At 66.9% G+C, this 19,301-nt stretch carries 17 protein-coding genes; 6 read left to right on the forward strand and 11 right to left on the reverse strand.

Annotated elements, in window-relative coordinates:
• Nucleotides 1-63: 63 nt before the first annotated feature.
• A complete protein-coding gene (locus tag RJT50_RS15280; protein ID WP_313692440.1) occupies nt 64-1,731 on the reverse strand; it encodes an ABC transporter substrate-binding protein in 1,668 nt (555 codons plus the stop codon).
• 767 nt (nt 1,732-2,498) lie between these two features.
• Here RJT50_RS15280 and RJT50_RS15285 point away from each other — a divergent pair.
• A complete protein-coding gene (locus tag RJT50_RS15285; protein WP_313692442.1) occupies nt 2,499-3,296 on the forward strand; it encodes a glycerophosphodiester phosphodiesterase in 798 nt (265 codons plus the stop codon).
• A gap of 120 nt (nt 3,297-3,416) precedes the next feature.
• Here the strand turns inward: RJT50_RS15285 and RJT50_RS15290 are convergent, their stop codons facing one another.
• Nucleotides 3,417-4,286 carry a universal stress protein gene (locus RJT50_RS15290; RefSeq protein ID WP_313692444.1) on the reverse strand — a complete coding sequence of 290 codons (870 nt, stop codon included), beginning with the start codon at nt 4,284-4,286 and terminating at the stop codon, nt 3,417-3,419.
• Between the two features lie 219 nt (nt 4,287-4,505).
• Nucleotides 4,506-5,891 (reverse strand): hemolysin family protein, encoded by a 1,386-nt coding sequence (locus RJT50_RS15295; RefSeq protein WP_313692446.1) that lies wholly within the window; start codon nt 5,889-5,891, stop codon nt 4,506-4,508.
• A 340-nt stretch (nt 5,892-6,231) separates the two neighbouring features.
• Here RJT50_RS15295 and RJT50_RS15300 point away from each other — a divergent pair, with 340 nt between their 5' ends.
• From RJT50_RS15300 to RJT50_RS15315, 4 genes are all read left to right on the forward strand, one after another.
• Entirely contained in the window at nt 6,232-6,912 is a 681-nt protein-coding gene (locus tag RJT50_RS15300; protein ID WP_313692448.1) for an energy-coupling factor ABC transporter permease, read from the forward strand.
• Complete coding sequence (locus tag RJT50_RS15305; protein ID WP_313692449.1) at nt 6,912-7,235, forward strand: cobalamin transport operon protein; 324 nt, start codon at nt 6,912-6,914, stop codon at nt 7,233-7,235. Before RJT50_RS15300 ends, RJT50_RS15305 begins: the two co-directional genes overlap by 1 nt.
• Nucleotides 7,236-7,237: 2 nt before the next feature.
• Nucleotides 7,238-8,050 carry a cobalt ECF transporter T component CbiQ gene (gene cbiQ, locus RJT50_RS15310; protein WP_313692450.1) on the forward strand — a complete coding sequence of 271 codons (813 nt, stop codon included), beginning with the start codon at nt 7,238-7,240 and terminating at the stop codon, nt 8,048-8,050.
• 68 nt (nt 8,051-8,118) lie between these two features.
• Nucleotides 8,119-8,922, forward strand: coding sequence for an energy-coupling factor ABC transporter ATP-binding protein (locus RJT50_RS15315; protein WP_313696043.1), 804 nt, complete (start codon nt 8,119-8,121; stop codon nt 8,920-8,922).
• 188 nt (nt 8,923-9,110) lie between these two features.
• Here the strand turns inward: RJT50_RS15315 and RJT50_RS15320 are convergent, their stop codons facing one another.
• The 7 genes from RJT50_RS15320 to RJT50_RS15350 are packed head-to-tail and all read right to left on the reverse strand — an operon-like array spanning nt 9,111 to nt 16,252.
• Nucleotides 9,111-10,076, reverse strand: coding sequence for an alpha/beta hydrolase (locus tag RJT50_RS15320; protein WP_313692452.1), 966 nt, complete (start codon nt 10,074-10,076; stop codon nt 9,111-9,113).
• The gene (locus RJT50_RS15325; RefSeq protein WP_484494636.1) at nt 10,073-10,600 is read right to left on the reverse strand and encodes a DUF7974 family protein; all 528 of its coding nucleotides are present in this window, start codon (nt 10,598-10,600) and stop codon (nt 10,073-10,075) included. The genes RJT50_RS15320 and RJT50_RS15325 overlap by 4 nt, the downstream gene beginning before the upstream one ends.
• A gap of 3 nt (nt 10,601-10,603) precedes the next feature.
• Nucleotides 10,604-11,653: an ABC transporter ATP-binding protein gene (locus RJT50_RS15330; protein ID WP_313692455.1), complete on the reverse strand. Its 1,050-nt coding sequence runs from the start codon at nt 11,651-11,653 to the stop codon at nt 10,604-10,606.
• Nucleotides 11,650-12,684, reverse strand: coding sequence for an ABC transporter ATP-binding protein (locus RJT50_RS15335; protein WP_313692457.1), 1,035 nt, complete (start codon nt 12,682-12,684; stop codon nt 11,650-11,652). Before RJT50_RS15335 ends, RJT50_RS15330 begins: the two co-directional genes overlap by 4 nt.
• Nucleotides 12,685-13,647 (reverse strand): nickel transporter permease, encoded by a 963-nt coding sequence (nikC, locus tag RJT50_RS15340; RefSeq protein WP_313692458.1) that lies wholly within the window; start codon nt 13,645-13,647, stop codon nt 12,685-12,687.
• Nucleotide 13,648: 1 nt separating this feature from the next.
• On the reverse strand, nt 13,649-14,602 hold the full coding sequence (nikB, locus tag RJT50_RS15345) for a nickel ABC transporter permease (RefSeq protein ID WP_321170898.1): 954 nt from the start codon (nt 14,600-14,602) through the stop codon (nt 13,649-13,651).
• Nucleotides 14,603-14,620: 18 nt separating this feature from the next.
• A complete protein-coding gene (locus tag RJT50_RS15350; RefSeq protein WP_313692461.1) occupies nt 14,621-16,252 on the reverse strand; it encodes an ABC transporter substrate-binding protein in 1,632 nt (543 codons plus the stop codon).
• 311 nt (nt 16,253-16,563) lie between these two features.
• Between RJT50_RS15350 and RJT50_RS15355 the strand changes: the two genes are divergently transcribed.
• Nucleotides 16,564-17,355: an MOSC domain-containing protein gene (locus RJT50_RS15355; protein WP_313692463.1), complete on the forward strand. Its 792-nt coding sequence runs from the start codon at nt 16,564-16,566 to the stop codon at nt 17,353-17,355.
• 107 nt (nt 17,356-17,462) lie between these two features.
• Here the strand turns inward: RJT50_RS15355 and RJT50_RS15360 are convergent, their stop codons facing one another.
• Nucleotides 17,463-18,686: an ArgE/DapE family deacylase gene (locus RJT50_RS15360; protein WP_313692465.1), complete on the reverse strand. Its 1,224-nt coding sequence runs from the start codon at nt 18,684-18,686 to the stop codon at nt 17,463-17,465.
• Nucleotides 18,687-19,301: the final 615 nt, after the last annotated feature.

The raw sequence follows: 19,301 nt of genomic DNA on the forward strand, positions 1-19,301 counted from the left end.
GGGTTTTCGCGATCGCTCCGGAGGGGCGTGACTGATCAGTGCGGACCCGATCAGACGCGCCGTTCATTCTTGGGTGAGGTCCCGGAACCAGTAGTCGAAGCTCATCGACGGCCGGTACGTGTACCCCTGGACCTCCTCGTTCATCGCGTGCTTTTTCGTGTCGACGAAGACGAACACTTCCGGGTACTGCTCGGCGATCCGTTGCTGGGCGTCGCGGTAGAGGTCCGCCCGCGCGTCCGGGTCGGTGGTTCGGCGCGACTCCTCGATGATGCCGTCCAGTTCCGAATCCTGGAGGTGCGACATGCTCATCCAGGTCGAGGCCGATTCGGAGTAGTACTGGTTGACGAGGTAGGCGTCGACGGACGGGTACACCGGCCCGTAGAACACGTTGTTCGAGTGGGACGTCTGGGCCGGGTCGGTGGCCATGTCGGTCATCGTCCCCCAGGTCTGGGGGTTCAGTTCGACCTCGATGCCGACCTCGTTCAGGTTCTGCTGATACAGCAGCGCCAGCTGCTCTTGCAGGTCGGTCTCCCTGACGAACGTGTGTTCGATCTGGACGTCGCCCTCGCCGTATCCGGCGTTCTCGAGGATCTCGCGTGCGCGTTCGGGGTCGTACCCCGGTTGCGGGACGTCCCCGTTGTGCGAGTCGAACACCGGGGCGACGGGGCCGACCGCCTCACCGGAGCCCGGGGCGACCTCCGTCCGGGCCGTCTCGTAGTCGAAGGCGTGCGCGATCGCCTTCCGGACCTCCACGTCGTCGGTCGGGGCGCGCTGGGTGTTGAGTTTGAAGTACAGCAGCGTCGCCGTCGGGGTGCTGTTGACCCGGATGTGGTCCTCCTCGGCGAGCGTCTGGTACGTCTGCTCGCTCTGGTACTGGCTCGTCATGTGGAGCTCCTCGTTGCGCATCAGGGTCCGCACCGTCGAGTCGGTCGTGATGATGTCGACGTACACCCGTTCGTAGGCGTTCTCCGGGATCTCGGCCCAGTATTCCCGGAAGATGTCGAACGAGATGCTCGACCCGCGCTCGAAGGCGTTGAGCGAGTACGGACCGGACCCGGCGTCGGCGTTGTTCAGGAACTCCACCCCGTAGTCCCCGTCGTCCCCGAACTCGCCGTCGGCGGCGTTCTCCTGGACGAGCTGGCTGTCGACGATGAACAGGAGCACGAGCACGTCCATGAACGGCGCGTAGACCTCGGTGAGGGGGATCTCGATCTCGTACTCGCCGGTGACGGCGACGTTGTCGACGTCGACGATGGAGAACTGCGAGGCGTACCCCTCGTTGATGTCGAGGAGCCGTTCCAGCGAGTACTTGACGTCCGCCGCGGTGAGCTGGTTGCCGCTGTGGAACTGGATGTCGTCCCGGAGCGTGAACGTGTACGTCCTGTTGTCGTCCGACACGCTCCAGTCTTCAGCGACGTGTGGCTGGATCTCCCCGGCTTCGTTGGGGAACACCAGCGGATCGTAGAGGTTCACCATCGCCATGACCTGCGTGTAGTCCGTCCCGCGGGCCGGGTCGATCGTCCCGAACCGCTGGACGGCGTTCATGGCGAGCGTCCGACGATCGTCGCTTCCGCCCTCATCGCCCGACGTCTCGTCGCCGTCGCCGTCGCCGGCGGGTGAACCGCCACCCGACGCCTCGGGGTCCTCCGCGCTACACCCCGCCAGCCCCGCGACCCCTGCGGCCCCGATTCCCTGGAGGAACCGGCGCCGTGTCTCCGCGTCTTCGAACATGTCCGAGACGGGTCCCCCCGGGGACCCGTCCGGTTGAGTGTGTTTTGCACACATGACACTCGGTGTCATTACATACTGTGAATTAAAGGTTCCTATCTGACGGCTAATGGTGTATAAGCAACCAATTCGTCACGATGTTCCGCACACAATGTGGTAAAAACAATAGGCGTCGGCAGTTCGACACGACTGATGGCCGGCGCCTGTTCGATTTCGAACACCGGGTACCGGGGTACCGGACGGAGCTTTCACGCCGGGTCGTCACCGCGCTGACCGGTCGGGCCCGACCCCGTCGGGTGCCGGAAACGGCGAGCGCGACGGGTGACGCTGGAGGCCCGAGACGGCATCTGCAGCAATCAAGCGCCGCGGCCGTCGGATCACACGCGCGGCATCGCCGGTTCCGTGACCCCGGGTCGACCGCGCCCGCCCCACCCCTCGACTACGCACTCGGCGAGTGCTCGCGTCCGCCTTCCGAACGCCGGCGAAGCGATCCATTGCCAACCGTTGTCATCGTGTTCGCCCAATGTGGAACCTGTCACGAAGGAACGGTTCATAGCAACCGATTTTTTAAATCTATCCCACACGTTAGCCGATGCCACTCAGTCGACGGTCGTACGTCGGTGTCTCGTCCGCTGCCCTCCTCGGCGGCGTCGCCGGGTGTCTCTCTGGCGGTTCCGGCGGGTCGGACGGGTCGGAACGCCGCGGGAGGTGTACGAGTCGCCGGCGACGGGGTTCGTCGCGCTGGACGTCCCCGAACTGCCCTTCCTCCGGTGGCGAACTCGAATGACCCGCCGGCCGACGTGACGGTCATCGCCCACCGGGGGTTCGCCGGCGTCGCGCCGGAAAACACCCTCGCGGCGGCCGGACGTGCCGGCGACCTCGGCGCCGACGCCATCGAGTGCGACGTCGTCGCCACCGCGGACGGAACGCCCGTCGTGTTTCACGACCGTCGCCTGGACGATCGCGGGCCCAGCCGCGGGATCACCGACGGAACCGGCTCCGTCGACGAACGCTCGACCGCGGCGGTCACCGACGCGACCGTGCTCGGGACGGCCAATCGGATCCCGACGCTTGCGGCATTCGTCGACGCCGTGCCCGACGGCGTCGCGCTCAACGTCGAACTCAAACACCCCGGAGCCGCGACCACGACGCTCCGGGCACCCGACGGCGAGTCGCGGCGAGCCAGGTGGCGACCGCTGGTCGAACGGACGCTGGACGCCCTGGACGGCGAGCCGACGCTGTTCTCGTCGTTCTCTCGGTCGGCGCTCGAGGTGGTTCGATCGCTGTCCCCCAACGCCCGGGTCGCGCCGATCGCGTGGGACCTCGACGCGGCGGTGGGGATGGCCGAGGCCGTCGACGCGGACGCCGTCCACCCGTCCATCGAGGGGCTCCGATCGACCCAGCGCGACCCGCCGGGCGAGTACGCGGTGAACGCGTGGACGGCCCGGACCTGGCAGGACGCTCGAGACGCGCTCGGGTTCGGCGTCGACGGGCTGATCGCCGACTACCCGAACCTCCTCCCGACGGCGACCGAGCGGGACCGGTCCGGCGCGAACGGCGGCGAGTGAGCGGTCGATCGCCGATGGTGCGGGACGAGGACGGGGACGCCCGCGCAACCAGCCAGGTCCGCGTCCGGGGGCGGCGGGGTTCGCCGCGGCCGCCACCCGCTGCCGTGGCGCCGACCGGGGTCACTCCGGTTCCGCGACGGTCATGACGGGCACCGGTGCCGAGCGCACGGTCTCTTCGGCGACGCTGCCGAGCAGGATCCGATCCGTGCCACGCCGTCCCGTCGTCCCCATCCCGACGGCGTGGACGTCGTTCGCCTCGATGCAGTCGAGGATCGCCTCGACGGGCGTTCCGTGTTCGACGTGGCTGACGGTCTCGGAAACCCCCCGTGACTCGGCCGCCGAGACGACGGTCTCGACGGCGTCGGTCGCGGCCCCCTCGCTCTCCTTCCCGGACGCCGTCGACCGGATGTCGACCCCGAGCGCGGAGTCGTCCACGACCGACAGGACGTGGACGGTCGCGTCGAGCGCCGCCGCAAGCCCGACGAGATGATCGGCCGCGTGGGTCGCGGCGCTACTCCCGTCAGTCGGGATGAGGACGTTCTCGTAGGGGAACTCCAGCGTCTCGTCGGGCCGCATGCGGACCGAGAGGACGGGGACCGAGGAGAGGCGGACGACCTTCTCGGAGACGCTCCCGTTGAGGTACCGCGAGACCCCCTCGCGGCCGTGGGTCGGCATCACGATCAGGTCGTGCTCGTACCGCTCCGCGTACTCGACGACGGTCGGAGCCGGGTTGCCCTGGACGACGTCGGTGTCGTACGAACTTCCGAGCGTGTCCAGCGTCTTCTCGGCCTCGTCGATGACGTCCTCGCCCTTGCGTGCGAGCACGTCGACTGTGTGGCCCTCGACGACGGTGACGCTGTCCCGCGTCGTGTCGGCGACGTAGAGCACGTGGATCGTCGCGTCGGCCCAGTGGGCGAGTTCGCTTGCGTGATGGAGCACCTCTGCTGCGCCGTCGCTCCCGTCGAACGGGAGGAGAACGTCGTCGTACATGACTCGTTGCACGGGGGTACGTGTGCCGGCCCCCTAATGGTTTGACCTCTCCGTCGAGAGAACGGCTCCCGACCGCGCGAACGCCGAGCAGGGACGGCGCGGTCCGACGTCTCCGCGTGCTGGGCGAGCCAGTCCATCCACGGCCCGGCCGGAACGACCACGCCTCCGAGCCAGCCGGAGCGGCACGGCCGGTGAGGGACGGTCGAGATGCACGGACGGTCACTCGGGGTCGCGGTCAGCGGCGGGCGAGCCCCGTTCGATCGGCTCGGCGCCGTCGCGGTCGACGGTCACCCGGACCTTCTGGATGCGGGAGTTCTCCACCCCTTCGGCCCGCAGCGTCACGTTTCCGTACTCGAACTCCTCGCCCTGCTCGACGAGGCGGCCCGCGCGGTTGAAGATGAAGCCCGCGATGGTCTCGAACTCCTCGCCCTCCGGGAGGACGATGTCGAGGGGTTCGTTGACCGCTTCGATCTTGACGTCCCCCCGGACGAGCACGGTGTCGTCGTCGACGAACTCGATCGGGTGGTCCTCGCCGCCCACCAGGATCTCGCCGACGATCTCCTCGGTCATGTCCTCCATCGTGATGAGCCCCCCGGTGGCGCCGAACTCGTCGATGACGATGACCATGTGCAGCCGGTTCTCGCGCATCTCCTCGAGCAGGTCGTCGACGTTCTTGGACTCGGGGACGTGCAGCGTCGGGGTGACCACCTCCTCGACCGCGAGGTCGGCGAACTCGCCGTAGTCGTACCCCTGGAGGTTCCGGATGTCGAAGACGCCGATCACGTTGTCCAGCGAGCCCTCGTAGGCCGGCAGGCGGGCGTGGCCCGACTGGATACACTTCTCGATGGCCGCCTCGACGGTCGCGTCGCTGGAGATGGCCTCCATGTCGAGGCGGGGGGTCATCACCTCCTTGGCGGTGGCGTCGGTGAACTGCAGGGTGCGCTGGAGCATCTGGCGCTCCTCCTCGTCGAGGATGCCCTCGCGCTCGCCCGTCTTGATCATGTTCCGGATCTCGTCGCGGCTGACGTACGAGGACTCGATGGACGAACTGCCGCCGGTGAGGTTGTTGACCGCGGTCGTCAGATAGTAGAACAGGGTGATGAGCGGCCACAGCACCTTCCCGACGATCTTCAGCCCGGGAGCGACGGTCCGCGCCCACGAGTCGGTGTTCTCGACGGCGTAGGACTTTGGCGCGCTCTCGCCGAACAGCAGCACCAGCGACGTGATCCCGAACGACGAGACGAGGACGGCCGTGCCCGCGTCGAAGTAGAAGCCGACGATCGTCGTCGAGATGGAGGACATCGTGATGTTCACGAGGTTGTTCCCGACCAGAATCGTCACGAGCAGGCGGTGGGGGTCCTCCTTGAGGGATTTGACCACTCGGGCGCCCCGCTTGCCCTGATCGACCATCGCGTCGACCTGGTGGGCCGGCAGGGAGAACAGCGCGATCTCGGAGGAGGAAAAGAACCCCGAGCCCATGATGAGCAGCAGTATCAGGAGGACGCCGACCGCGGTGAGGCCGGTCTGGCCCAGCTCGACGCCGACGAACGGCACGGTGGCCTGTACGAGGGGAGCCCCCGCTGCCGTGAGCACGGATATTCCCATGGTATCGACGTATACTACAGCGGAAAATTAACGCTTCCGTACGAGCGGTGAACAGGCTCCCGTTCGTGGCCGCACGGTCCGAGAGCGCCGGACTCGACGGCTTCGAGGACGCCTATCCCGGGACCGTGCAGTCGACCGTCTCCGGCGACCCGAAACGTCCGCGCGACTGGACGGCCCGCGACGTCGTCGAGCACGTCGCGCGGACCGGGACGAACTCGGCGTCCGACGGCGGGACGAACAGTTCTCATCAGCACCCGGCGCTCCCACGCCCAGGATTATTATCTCTTCGAATCCAGTATAGCAACTTTATTATATTTGTATCCAAATTTACTAACCAGTCATGGCACACGTTCACCTCGGAGAAGGGGCGTTCCCGCTGTGGGCACTGGTTCTCTGGACGCTGCTGGGCGCCGGGCTGATCAGCGCCGTCGTCCATCGGATCCGGAAGGACGGCATCGAGACACGTCAGATCGCACTCGCCGGGATCGCTGCGGCCGCGAGCTTCGCGGTGTTCCAGTTGAATATCCCGGTCTGGGGCGGCATCCACATGAACCTCACCGGGCTCGTGGGGATCCTCGCCGGCCCGCTGCTCGGTCCGCTCATCGCGCTCGTCGTCAACGGCTTCTCGGCGGCGCTCGGGCACGGTGCGGTCGGGCTGCTCGGGGCGAACACGCTCGTCAACGCCACCGAGGCGGTCGTCGCCTACTACGCGTTCAGAACGCTGCTGGGGATGGACTGGGACGTCTTCCCCGCCGGCGCGAGCGCCGCGACGCTCGGCCTCTCGGCGGGGGCGTTCCTGATGGGCGCGATCATCGTCGTCAGCGGCGTGAACGGGAGCGCGCTGCCCCGCGGCGACCTGGCGATCGCCGTCGCCGGCCTCGTCGGACTCAACCTCGGCGTCGCCGTCGTCGAGGGGATCCTGACGGGCTTCATCGTCCAGTTCCTCGCGTCGGTCCGGCCCGACCTCGTCGGCCTCGACGACCGTGACGCCCGAGCGGAGGCGACCGGGGTGACGGCCTGATGCGGCGCCGGACGCAGTACGGCGGGCTCGCCGGCCTGCTCGCGGTCTGTTTCGCCGCGGGCCTCCGGGGATTTACCTCGACCGGCGGCGCGCTCCCGTGGGCCAAGCGCTCCGCGCGGACGCTCCAGCGCGGCGTGCAGGAGGGTGGCGGCGCGCTCGTCGACCTCGGCCGCGGCGTCGTCGTGGCCGGCCCCATTCGCAAGGGTGGACTGCTATTCGAATTCTGGGGGCTCGTCGCCCTGCTGGTCGTCCTCGGCGTCGGACTGTACGTCTACGTCGACCGCTACGGCGGCTTCGACGACGGGGAACGCCAGGCCCGATAGTCGTGGCGACGCTCTCGAACCACGTCCCCGACCCGCGGCTCATCACCGCGTTCGCGGAGCGCCGCGACGGGCCGCTCCACCGCGTCAACCCCTGGACGAAGGTCGGCATCGTCGGCGCGCTCGTCCTCGCGGTCACGGCGTTCGACCGGCTCGTGCTGCTGGCCGGACTCTACGGCGTCGTGCTGCTCGTGTACGGCCTCGCTGGCCTCCCGTTTCGACGGCTGGCCGGCTGGTACTCGCTCCCGCTCCTGTTCGTCGTCTCGGTCGCCGGGCCGCTGGCGTTCCTCGAACCGGGCACGCCGGTCGGCGGCGCGCTCTCGACGCCGCTCGGCGACCTCTCGGTCACCTGGGCGGGGCTCGTGCTCTTTGCCGAACTCGGCTGTCGGTCGCTCGTCGTCGTCACGTTCACGCTGACGGCCTCGATGACCACGAAATACACCGACGTCGCGTCCGTGCTCGGGCGACTGCTCCCCCGACCGATCGACCAGATCGCGCTGCTCACCTACCGGTTCACGTTCGTGCTGCTCGAGACGCTCGAGGACCTGGTGAAGGCCGCGCGCTCCCGGGGAGCGAGCCTCTCGGAGTTCTGGTCGAACAAGCGACTGTACGCGAGAATCCTCGGGATGACGATGCTGTCGGCGATCGAGCGGTCCGAACGGCTCGTCAAGTCCATGGATGCCAGAGGGTACGACGGCGACGTCACGCTGTACGGGGACGTCCCGCGGCCACCCGTCCACGAACTGGCCGTCGTCGTCGGGTCGTACGTCGCCGTCGTCGGCTACGCAGCCGTCGCGGTCCACGGGGTGGGCCCGTGAGCCGGGACGGGGCTCCGCTCGTCGACCTCCAGTGTGGGGCCCATACGTACCCCGACGGCACCGTCGGAATGCACGACGTCGAGTTCAGCGTCTCCCCCGACGAGGTCGTCGCGCTCGTCGGCGGCAACGGCGCGGGCAAGTCGACGCTGCTCGAACACCTGAACGCGACGCTCGTCCCCGACGACGGCGACCTCGTCGTCGACGGCACGCCGATCAGCGAGGACACCAAGGCACACGCGCGGACGGAAGTCGGCTTCGTCTTCCAGGACGCTGATACGCAACTCGTCGCGCCCACGGTCCTCGACGACGTGCTGTTCGGCCTCCGGAACCACGGCGTCCCGGGCGAGCAAGCGGAGCGGCGCGCCCGGGAGGCGCTCGCGACCGTCGACGCGAGCCACCTCGAGGAGCGGATCCCGCACTACCTGAGCGGCGGGGAGAAACGCCTCGTCGGACTCGCCGGGGTGCTCGTCCTCGAACCGAGCGTCGTCGTCCTCGACGAGCCGCTCGCGGGGCTCGACCCCGAACGGTCGCACCTGGTCGCCAAGCGGATCCGAGCGATTCACGAGGAGGGCATCAGCGTCGTCCTGTCGACCCACGATCTCGATTTCGCCGCCGAGGTCGCCGACCGGGTCTGCGTGATGGCCGACGGCACCGTCGTCGGCGACGGGACGCCGCGTGAGGTGTTCTACGACGACGCGCTGCTGGCGGAGGCGAACCTCCACCCGCCGAGCGCAGTCCGCGTGGCGCGCGAAGCGGGGCTGGGAGCGACCGCACGACCAGTGACGGAAGCTGATGTCGTGGCGCTGCTCACCGAACCTGGTCGTTCGGAGACCGTGGAGGCCCCTCCACTCGACGGCAGCGGACGCGACTGAGGGCGTTCCTCGACACCTCGCGTGGGTGGGAACCGGGTCGACGCCGGCCGGCCGGCGACTGTCACGCTCACGGGTCGAACTGAGTCGAGGAGTACCGACCCGACCACCGGCGTGAGAATCCGTCGAGGCGTCGAGCCCGGTCGCCGGGAGAGCGGCCGCAAATCGCCGTCGGACCGAAGCGACCGGGACTAGATCGTCTCGGTAAGCTCCCGGGCGACCGTCTCGATCCCCTCGGTCGCTCTGTCGACCGTGTCGGTCATGCTCAGGAAGTCGTGGGTCATCCCCTCGTAGTGGTGATGTGAGACCGGCACGGCTTCGGATTTGAGCCGCTGTGCGTACTCGAACGCCTCGTCCCTGAGCGGATCGAACTCCGCGCTGACGATCGTCGCCGGCGGGAGGTTCGAGTGATCGTGGGCGACCAGCGGGAAGGCGTACGCGTTGCGTCCGTCGACGGGGTCGGCGATGTACTCGTCGTAGAACCGCTCCAGGCTCGCCGTCGTGAGCGTGTACCCCTCGGCGTACGTCGAGTAGCTTTCGAGCCGGTCGAGCCGCACCGGGTTCACCACGGGGTACATGAGGGTCTGGTGGGCGATGGACGGCCCGCCGCGGTCCCGCGCGAGCAGCGTGACGGCCGCGGCGAGGTTGCCGCCCGCCGAGGTCCCCGCGACCGCCAACCGGTCGGGGTCGCCGCCGACCTCATCGGCGTGGTTCGAGAGCCACTCGGTCGCCGCATAACAGTCCCTCGGCGCGGCGGGGAACGGGTGTTCGGGCGCTCGCCGATACTCACACGAGGCGACGAGACAGCCCGTCTCCCTGGCGAGCCGGGAGCAGAGGTGGTCGTAGCAGTCGAGGTCGCCCAGCACCCAGCCCCCGCCGTGAAAGAAGGCGAGGATCGGGCGTGGGGACTCCCCCTCGGGCGTGTACGTCCGGATCGTGATGTCGCCCGCCGGCCCGGGAACCGAGAACTCACGGACGGCGTCCACGTCCGCGAGAGACTGGGCCAGCATCGTCTCCCGAAACTGCCGGCGCGCAGTTTCGACCGAGGAGGCGTGTGAGCCGGGGATTCCGTTCACTGACTGTTCGTCGATCGTCTCTCGTACCTGTGGGTCGATGGTCATCGTACTCGGGTTCGGCTGTCGTTCGATCCAGGTCATTGCTCGCTCCCACCACCGGTTTCGGGCACGATCTCGAACTCCCGCCGGGCACTCGGTCGTGGACCGGCCGTCGCCGTGACTTCGACGCCGAGGGTGTGTGTGCCGGGGTCCACCGGAAGGAACGGGGCCGACTCAGTCGCTCGGATTCGCCCGTTCCAGATCCGGGTGATCTCCTTCCGCTCGAACGCCGAAAACGAGAGCGAGCCGCCCGCCTCCGACAGGCTCCCGTCGGGATCCGGCTCCGTCGCGTCCGCGTCGTGAACGCCGTCGAGCTGCCAGTACCAGGGTCGAACCGTCGTGGGGACGGTGATCGGGACCGGCAGCCAGTTTCTGAGTTCGACGCGAAACTCCATCCGCCGGTCCCGTTCGACCTCCGGCGGGGTTTCGACCGACACGCTCACGGCGCGTGTCCGGACGCTCGGCGGGACAAGCCCGGACACGAGCTTCGAGAGCCATCCCCGAACGGTCGGCCGCTCGTCCCGGTCGTTTCGGCGCTTCGGAGCGGAGGCTGATGGTCCTGACATGGTTCAGATTTCGAACCGTTCCATCTCGAACTCCCGTTCCATCAGGTGACAGGCCCCGAGGTGGGTGGAGTCGGTTCCGTTCGGCGTCGGCCTGAGCGACGGTTCCTCGACCCGGCACTCCTCCTCAATGGCGACCGGGCAGCGCGTGTGAAACCGGCAGCCGTCCGGCGGATCCTCCGGGGAGGGGACCGTTCCGGTGAGGTTGATCTTTCGGGTCCTCGTCGTCGGGTCCGGCTTCGGCACCGACGAGAGGAGCGAGATCGTGTACGGGTGCGTCGCCTCCTGATAGATCGCTTCCGTCGGGCCCATCTCCACGAGCTTGCCGAGATACATGACCCCGATCCTGTCGGCCATGTATCTGATCACGCTGAGGTCGTGTGAGATGAAGAGATACGAGACGTCGGTCTCCTCCTGCAGATCCTTGAGGAGGTTGAGGATCTGGCCCTGGACCGAGACGTCGAGGGCGCTCGTCGGTTCGTCGAGGACGATGAACGACGGGTCGAGCGCCAGCGCGCGGGCGATGGCGATGCGCTGCTGTTGTCCCCCGGAGAACTCGTGGGGATACCGGTCGTAGTGTGCCGGGGAGAGCCCGACCCGTTGCAACAGGCTCGAAACGCGCTCTTGCTGCTCCTTCTCGTCCCCGATCCCGTGAATCTTCAACGGACGACGGATCGCTTCCCCGACCGTCCTGCGGGGGTTCAGGGACGACTGGGGGTCCTGAAACACGATCTGTATCTCGCTGCGGATCGCCGACTCGTCGGTCTCCGGGTCGACGATGTCGATCCACTCGCCGTCCTTCCTGTACTCGGCGCTGCCTGCCGTGGCCGGGAGGAGGTTCAACAGCGTCTGTGCGACCGTCGACTTCCCGCAGCCGGACTCGCCGACGAGTCCGACCGTTTCACCCCTGTTGACGTCGAAGGAGAGCCCGTCGACGGCTTTCGCCGACCGGGATGCGTCCCCGAGCAGCCGATTCATCGCTCGCGAGAACATCCCGTCGTCCTCGCCGTAGTACTTCTTCAGGCCGTCGACGCGAAGGATCGCGTCGTCGGTCATTCGTCGACCTCCACGTCGTCGACGTAGCGATAGCACGCGTTCGCCCGATCCCCCCGCTCGACGAGGGGCGGTTCGGCCTGCCGACACTCCTCCACCGCGTACTTGCACCGGGGGTGGAACGCACAGCCCGACGGGAGGTTCTCCGCGTCGGGCATCTGTCCCGGAATCGGGTCGATCCGTTCGCCGGGTTCCACGTGGGCGGGGATGCTCTCCAGGAGGCCCTCCGTGTACGGGTGGTGGGGGTCGGTGAACAGGTCGATGACGGGCGCCTTCTCGACGATCTGACCGGCGTACATGACGATCGCGCGGTCACAGAGCTCCGCGACGACGCTCAGGTCGTGGGTGATGAAGATGACCGCCGTGTCGAACTCCTCTGAGAGCTCCGAGATCAGCCGTAGGATCTGTGCCTCGGTCGTCACGTCGAGTGCCGTCGTCGGCTCGTCGGCGACGAGGACGTCGGGGTCACACGAGAGCGCGATGGCGATGAGGACCCGCTGTTTCATCCCGCCGGAGAACTCGTGCGGGTAGTCGTCGTAGCGCCCGGACGGGTCCGCGATGCCGACTCTGTCCAGCATCTCGATGGCCCGCTCGCGCGCCGACGCCTTCTTCGGCTCCCGATGGATCCGGATGGCTTCCGCGATCTGTTCCCCGACCGTGTGGACGGGATTGAGATACGTCTGCGGGTCCTGGAAGATCATCGAGATGGAGCCGCCGCGCAACTCCTGGAGTTCCGACGTCGAGTACGAGCGGACGTCCTCGCCCCGAAAGCGGATCTCCCCGTTCGTGATCCGGCCGGGGCTGTCGACGAGCCGCAGGATCGACTGTGCGGTCACCGACTTGCCGGCCCCGGACTCGCCGACGATTCCGACCGTCTCGCCCGGTGACACGCCGAAGGAAACCCCGTTCACCGCCTTCACGGACCCTTCTTCCGTGAAGAACCGGACCTCGAGGTCCTCCACCTCGAGGAGCGGGCTCGACGGGTCCGAACCCGCGCGAGCGTCGCCCGCGCCGGTGGCTGGGACGTCGGGCATCTACAGCGACCTCCGCTGGCTCGTGCTCTCACGCGGGTCCAGGACGTCACGGAGCACGTCGCCGAACAGGTTGAACCCCATGACGGTGATGAAGATGGCGACGCCGGGGAACAGCGAGAGCCACCAGGCGGACTGCACGTACGAGCGGCCCGTCGCGAGCATCATTCCCCACGAGGACGTCGGCGGCTGCGGTCCCAGTCCGAGGAAGGAGAGCCCCGCTTCGGCGATGATCACGCCGCCGATCCCGAGGGTCGCCTGCACGATCACCGGGTAGATCGTGTTCGGAAGGATGTCCCCCATCATGATCTGTCGGTTGCTCGCGCCGATCGATTTCGCGGCCTTGACGTAGTCCCGCTCGCGGACCGAGAGGACTTCCCCCCGGATGAGCCTCGTGTAGGTTACCCATCCCTGTATCGCGAGCGCAATGATAACGTTTGTGATGCTTGGCCCCAGGATGCCCGTCACGGCGATCGCCAGGATGATCCCGGGGAACGCCAGCAGCACGTCGACGATGCGCATGATGACGTCGTCGACGATGCCGCCGCTGTAGCCCGCGACCAGTCCGAACGTGACGCCGATGACGACGCTGATGGAGACGGCGATGACGCCGACCTGGAGGCTGATGAGCGTCCCGTAGAGTACCCGGGAGAGGACGTCACGGCCGAGGTTGTCCGTTCCGAACGGGTGGGCGAGGCTGGGGCCGGCGAGCTGTGCGGTCGCGTCGAGCGCCCGGGGGTCATACAGCAGCATGGAGACGAGCGTCCGGCCCAGGAGATACTTGTCGACCGCGACCACCAGCGCCAGCAGGCTGACGGCGACGATGATGGCCGTCCCGTAGAGCCCCCCGCGGTTCCGGAGGGTCGCGGCCACGATCCGTTTCTTGTCGTCCGTCGGCGATATCTCCTCGACGGAGGGACTGTCCTGGACGGCTGATTCCGTGGTAGTGGTATTTTCAGATGACATGTTAGTACTCGATCCGCGGATCGATGAGCGCGTACAGCAGGTCCACCCCGAGGTTCACCAGCACGAAGATGAGCGCGTAGACGAGGACCGCCCCCTGCACGACCGGGAAGTCACGGCTGAATATCGAGTTCACGACGAGCTGGCCCATCCCCGGGAGCGCGAAGACGACTTCGATGAGGACGCTTCCCCCGAGGAGAAATCCGAGCTGGAGGCCCACGATCGTCGTGACCGGGATCAGCGCGTTCCGGAGCGCGTGTCCGGTGATCACCTGCCGCTTCCCGACGCCCTTCGCGCGGGCGGTCTTGAGGTAATCCTCGTTGAGCGTCTCCAGCATCGACGAACGCATGATCCTGGTGACGATCGCCGCGAGCGCAGTTCCGAGCGTGATCGACGGGAGAATGAGGTGACGGACCCAGCCGACGACCGAGTCTGACAGGTTCACGTAGCCGTAGATCGGAAGCAGGTCCAGCCAGACGCTCACGACGAGGATGAGAAGGATCCCGAGCCAGAAGTTCGGCATCGAGACGCCCCAGAACGCGAACGTCCGGGCGGCCGAATCCGCCCACTCGTCCTTCTCGACCGCGCTGATGATCCCGGCGGGAATGCTGATCGAAAGGCTCACCAACAGCGAACCGATCGCGAGCGACGCGCTGACGGGAAGCTTCGTGAGTATCAGTGAGAGTACAGGAACTCCCTGAACGATGCTCTCTCCGAGCTCCAGCTGGAGTACGTTTGTCACCCAGGTGAGGTACTGAACTGTAAGCGGTTCGTCAAGCCCGTACTGGGCCCGCAGTTGCGCGACCCGCTCCGGCGTGGCTTCCGCTCCGTAGATCGCGTACGCCGGCCCGCCCGGAGCGAGATGGATGAACAGAAACGTAATTACGCTTACCCCAAACAGCACCGGTATCAGGTGGAAAAACCGTTTGATCGCGTACCGTTGGAGGGAACTCACCATTATCTTAGCTGTTTTGAATCATTCGTCCTGGTCGATCCAGACCGTCGACGGCGTGGGGAAATACCCGGTCGGGCTCACGGGAACGACCCCGTTCACTTCATCGAAGTGAGAGACGTATATCTTCGCGGCTCCGTACCAGACCATGGGATGTGCGTTGAATATCAGTTCCTCGACCTGTTTGTACTTCTCCGCGCGCTCCTCACGATCCGGCGTGACGACCGCCTCGTCGAGGAGCCGGTCGATCTCGGGGTCGGTATAATTTGTCATGGTGTTGTACGTACCCTCCGAGTGGAACATGATGTTCAGGTTTCCGTATGGGTCCAGTGCCCCGCCACCGCCCCAGTGCCCGTTGTACATCTGGAAGTTGCCATTATTCACGTGCTCCAGGACCGTCGCGACCTCCAGCACCTCGATCTCGGCGTTGATCCCGACCTGGCTGAGCTGGTCCTGTGCGACGGTCGTCACCTGGCGACGCCACGGCTGTGAGTTCCACACCTTGACCGTGAAGTCGAACCCGTCCGGCCGTCCCGCCTCCTCGAGCAGCGATCGCGCGCGCTCCGGGTCGTACTCCGGTTCAAGCTCGTTGTTACTTCCCCAGTTCGCGTCGGGGAGCGGGCCGGTGAGGTCCTGGAGCGCCGACGTGAACCCGCGGATCGCCTCGTTGTCGATCGCGTAGTAGACCGCCTCGCGGACGAGCGGGTCGTCGAACGGCTCCTCGTCCGTGTTCATCGCGAAGAAATCGATCGTGTTCGACTTCCCCAGGGAGTTCGCGACCTCGTGATCGGAGCTCTCCCGGAGGCTATCCAGGCTGTCGGCGGGGATGCTGTGGAGGTAGTTCCCCTCGTCCTGGTAGGCCTGAACCATCGTCGAGGGCTCCGGGACGGCGCGGAACTGCCACGAGTCCAGGTAGGGGAGCTGGTTCCCCTGATCGTCGGTTCGCCAGTAGTCGTCGTTGGCGACGAACGTCAACACGTTGTCCTGGGTGTTCCAGGAGTCGAACACGAACGGCCCGGTCCCGACGGGGTTCTTCTGCATCCAGCTGTCGTCCTCCCCCTCCAGGGCCGCCCGGGAGACGAAGTACGCGATGGAGTTCAGGTCGTCGAGGAACGGCGCGAACGGCTCCTCGAGGTGAATCGTCAGCTCCATGTCCCCGCTCGCTTCCACTTCGTCGATGCCCCCGAGGCTCACGTCGGAGTAATCCGAGCGCATCCGATCGAAGTTCCACTTCGCGACCTCGGCGTTCCACTCGCTGCCGTCGTGGAACGTGACCCCCTCCCGAAGCGGGAAGACGTAGGTCGTGTCGTCGGGGATGTTGATGTCGGTCGCGAGGTCGTGACGCCACTCCAGGTCCTGGTCGTACGTGAACAGCTGATCGTACCCGATGACCATTTCGAGGGTGCCGAACCCTCTCGTGAAGTGTGGGTCGAGCGACGGTGCGATCTCCGACTGGAAGAACCCGAGTTCCCCGCCCTGCGTGAGCTGGCTCGGGTCCGCGGTCGTCCGTTGCGGTTCGGTCGTCTGCGTCGGGTCGCTCGGCTCCGACGTGCCGGGATCAGAACTGCCGGAACAGCCTGCGATCCCAGCGATCGAGGCTGATCCGACCAGCTTACCCAGCGTTCTGCGGTCGATTTTCGTCTCGTCTCTTTGCATGCACATGGATGCCAAACCCCCCACCTAATAAAAATACCCCATACGACAACGGATGTCACACGTGATCGTCCTCTCGACTTACCCGCTCCGAATCGTTCGAAGTACGGAACGTATTTGCCACTTGCACAATCTACATATGTTTCATCGACACTTCCGGAAACGATGACGGTTACGTCGGCGAACCACCCCCATCGCTCGTTCCGGAACCCCGTGGCGGGGGTCCCGACGGCCGACCCCCTGTCCGCCGTCGACGAGCGCGGGGCGCGTGCGGAGGCACGGGCCGCTGATTCCGCGTCGTGGAGGACGGCGGCGTGAAGACGCTATCCACGATCGCGGTCCACCCGATCAAGGCGCTCGATCCGCTCGAGCGTGGCCGCACGGGCATCAGTCGAATCGGCGGGCTCGAGCACGACCGGAAGTACGCCATCGTGGACGACAACGGTGACTACGTGAACGGCAAGTCGACCAGTCGCGTCCACCGCATCCGGTCGGAGTACGATGCGGAGGCGGAGACGGTCACGCTCTCGTCCTCGGACTCGGCCGCCCGAGAGTTCCATCTGGACCGTGACCGAGAGGCGCTCGAGTCCTGGTTCGGCAGCTACTTCGACACGCCGGTGTCGCTCCGCTCGGAGCTCGGGGGCGCGTTGACCGACGGCGCCGTCTACGGCGACGGCACGGAGACGGGGCCGACGCTCGTCAGCCGGGCCACCCTCCGTGAAGTGGCGTCGTGGTTCGACGGCATCAGTCCGGCGGAGATGCGGCTTCGGCTCCGACCGAACCTCGTCGTCGACGGCGTCCCGCCGTTCTGGGAGGACCGACTCACCGCCGGGGACGGGACGGGTATCCGGATCGGTGACGTGCGTCTGGAGGGAACCGAGCCCGTTCCCCGCTGTGTCGTTCCGACGCGAGACCCCCACACCGGGGAACGCCACGACGGGTTTCGGACCACGCTCGTGGAGAACCGGGAGGAGACGCTCCCCTCGTGGGCACCGCGTGACCAGTTCGACCACTTCTTCAAGCTCATGGTCGGCACGCGTGTTCCGGCCGAGGAACGGACCGGCGAACTCCGCGTCGGCGATCCGGTCACCGTCGTGGACGGCTGAGACGGGGAACGCGTGAGCACCGGGACTATCGGTCCCACCGTCACCGAGGAGTCACCAGGCCAGCGGCCCGTTCGCGTCAGCAGTCCGTCGTTCGAGCGCCGCCGTCCTCAGCCACGCTTCAGGAACTCCCTGACCGTCTCCGCGATGATCTCGCTCCCGAGCACGACCTCGTCCCACTCGACGTGTTCGTTCGGGTGGTGGGCGGTCCCGGACGACCCCGGACCGAACACGACTGCGGGGATCCCGGCCTCGATGTAGTGTCTGGCGTCGGTACCGGCGGTCGTCGCCACGTGGTTCGGGTCGGCGATGCCGCGTGCCCGCATCGACCGCGAGAGGAGTTCGACGATGGGTTCGGTCCGGTCGATCTCCGACCCCGCAAACTGGACGGAGAACCGTTCGAACTCCGGGGGATGGGCGGACAGCCAGTCTGATTCGTCCGTGAGTTCGTCCAGCCGTCGCTGGTAGGCCGCCTCGACCTCCCGGACCGTCTCGGACGGTGCGACGCCGATCCGTACCTCGGCGGTGAGGTTCGACGGGACGCTCGAGGCCCACGTTCCGGCCTCCACCGTTCCGAAGTTGACCGGCCAGGGGTTGTCGTACTCCTCGTAGAGCGGGTGGACGACCCGCTCGGCCCGGTCACGCTCGAGCGATTTGAACGCGTTCCGGATCCGTTCGAAATGGGGAAGCACCGATTCTCCCTCCCACGGACGCCCGGCGTGAGCCGACTTCCCGTCCAGGCGGAGGCGCTTCATCAGACACCCCTCCGAGGCGACGACGACGTCCAGTCCGGTGGGTTCCGCGATCAACATCGCGTCGCGCTCGAACGGATACGGGTTGTTCACGGCGGCGGTGACCGCGCCGACACCCCCGTCCTCCTCGCCGGCGACGCTCTCGACCACGATCCTCCCGTCGAGCCCGGTCGCGCTTTCGGCGACGGCGAGCGCCGCGAACACCGTCGAGACGAGGCCGCCCTTCATGTCGAGCGCGCCGCGGGCGTACAGTCGGCCGTCCTCCCACCGCGGGTCGAACGGGTCCGACGCCCACTTCTCCTCGTCGACGGGGACGACGTCGGCGTGTCCGTTCAACACGACGGTCGGCCCCTCGTCGGGGGCCCCGAGTTCGAGGACGCCGGCGACGCTCGGCCGGTCCGCCAGTTCCAGCGACTCGGCGGACGGGAACGACCGGTGTGCGTCGATGACGGCCGGATCGGGCTGCCACTCGTACGTTCGGAACCCCAGCGACTCCAGCAGGTCGCGGAACCAGGCCTGCACGGCCGCTTCCTCACCCGGGAAACTCGGGAACGAGAGCATCCCTTCGACCGTGTCCCTCATTCGCTCTTCTCGCACGTGCATCGTCAACTGATGACGAACAGTTCGGGTATTAGCGTTTCCGGTCCCGAACGTGGCGAGGCCCGGCCCCGTCGAACGTGGGAGACGTCCCGTCCTGCGTGGCGAATCCGGCCTCCGGCGGCGACCAGTACGATCCGCACCCGACGTTTGATATATGCAAAGACACCACGTCGGGCGGTTCGTCGAACGGCGGGTTCGATACGAGAGTTCGCGGGTTACAACAAACCGTCGGGGGGCCGTGTGGAACGTGGAAGGAAAACGGATGCTGCATTGGGCCGCCCGTTCCCGTGTCGCGTTGTCCGTCCCGGAAGCTGTCGGCCCCCGTTTGATAGTTTCAAACAGCTCTTTTTCATGCTAGTTGTTCTCAATCCACATAGAGTTCTGGCCGCTGAACGCGGTTTCCGTTACACTCGTATGATCGTAATTTCCTGGGGCGTTCGCCGGGGTTCGGCGGGTTAATTTCCGACACCTTCACCGATACTAAAACTTGTTTTGCATATATCAAACGAACGTTCCGCTCCCACGTTCTCGTACTCGGGCGATCCGTTCCGGTGCCGGCCCGGTCTCGAGCGAACCGCCGGGTGGCCGGATCGCTCG

The organism is Halobaculum sp. XH14, assembly GCF_032116555.1.
GTDB lineage: Archaea > Halobacteriota > Halobacteria > Halobacteriales > Haloferacaceae > Halorarum > Halorarum halobium.

Bases quoted from the DNA above. Each gene is read 5' to 3' on its own strand.
- nikC (WP_313692458.1), bottom strand. From the start codon at position 13,647: ATGTCATCTGAAAATACCACTACCACGGAATCAGCCGTCCAGGACAGT.
- RJT50_RS15315 (WP_313696043.1), top strand. From the start codon at position 8,119: ATGCACGACGTCGAGTTCAGCGTCTCCCCCGACGAGGTCGTCGCGCTC.
- RJT50_RS15360 (WP_313692465.1), bottom strand. From the start codon at position 18,686: ATGAGGGACACGGTCGAAGGGATGCTCTCGTTCCCGAGTTTCCCGGGT.
- RJT50_RS15300 (WP_313692448.1), top strand. From the start codon at position 6,232: ATGGCACACGTTCACCTCGGAGAAGGGGCGTTCCCGCTGTGGGCACTG.
- RJT50_RS15320 (WP_313692452.1), bottom strand. From the start codon at position 10,076: ATGACCTGGATCGAACGACAGCCGAACCCGAGTACGATGACCATCGAC.
- RJT50_RS15280 (WP_313692440.1), bottom strand. From the start codon at position 1,731: ATGTTCGAAGACGCGGAGACACGGCGCCGGTTCCTCCAGGGAATCGGG.
- RJT50_RS15350 (WP_313692461.1), bottom strand. From the start codon at position 16,252: ATGCAAAGAGACGAGACGAAAATCGACCGCAGAACGCTGGGTAAGCTG.
- RJT50_RS15305 (WP_313692449.1), top strand. From the start codon at position 6,912: ATGCGGCGCCGGACGCAGTACGGCGGGCTCGCCGGCCTGCTCGCGGTC.
- RJT50_RS15335 (WP_313692457.1), bottom strand. From the start codon at position 12,684: ATGCCCGACGTCCCAGCCACCGGCGCGGGCGACGCTCGCGCGGGTTCG.
- RJT50_RS15330 (WP_313692455.1), bottom strand. From the start codon at position 11,653: ATGACCGACGACGCGATCCTTCGCGTCGACGGCCTGAAGAAGTACTAC.
- RJT50_RS15290 (WP_313692444.1), bottom strand. From the start codon at position 4,286: ATGTACGACGACGTTCTCCTCCCGTTCGACGGGAGCGACGGCGCAGCA.
- RJT50_RS15325 (WP_484494636.1), bottom strand. From the start codon at position 10,600: ATGTCAGGACCATCAGCCTCCGCTCCGAAGCGCCGAAACGACCGGGAC.
- RJT50_RS15295 (WP_313692446.1), bottom strand. From the start codon at position 5,891: ATGGGAATATCCGTGCTCACGGCAGCGGGGGCTCCCCTCGTACAGGCC.
- nikB (WP_321170898.1), bottom strand. From the start codon at position 14,602: ATGGTGAGTTCCCTCCAACGGTACGCGATCAAACGGTTTTTCCACCTG.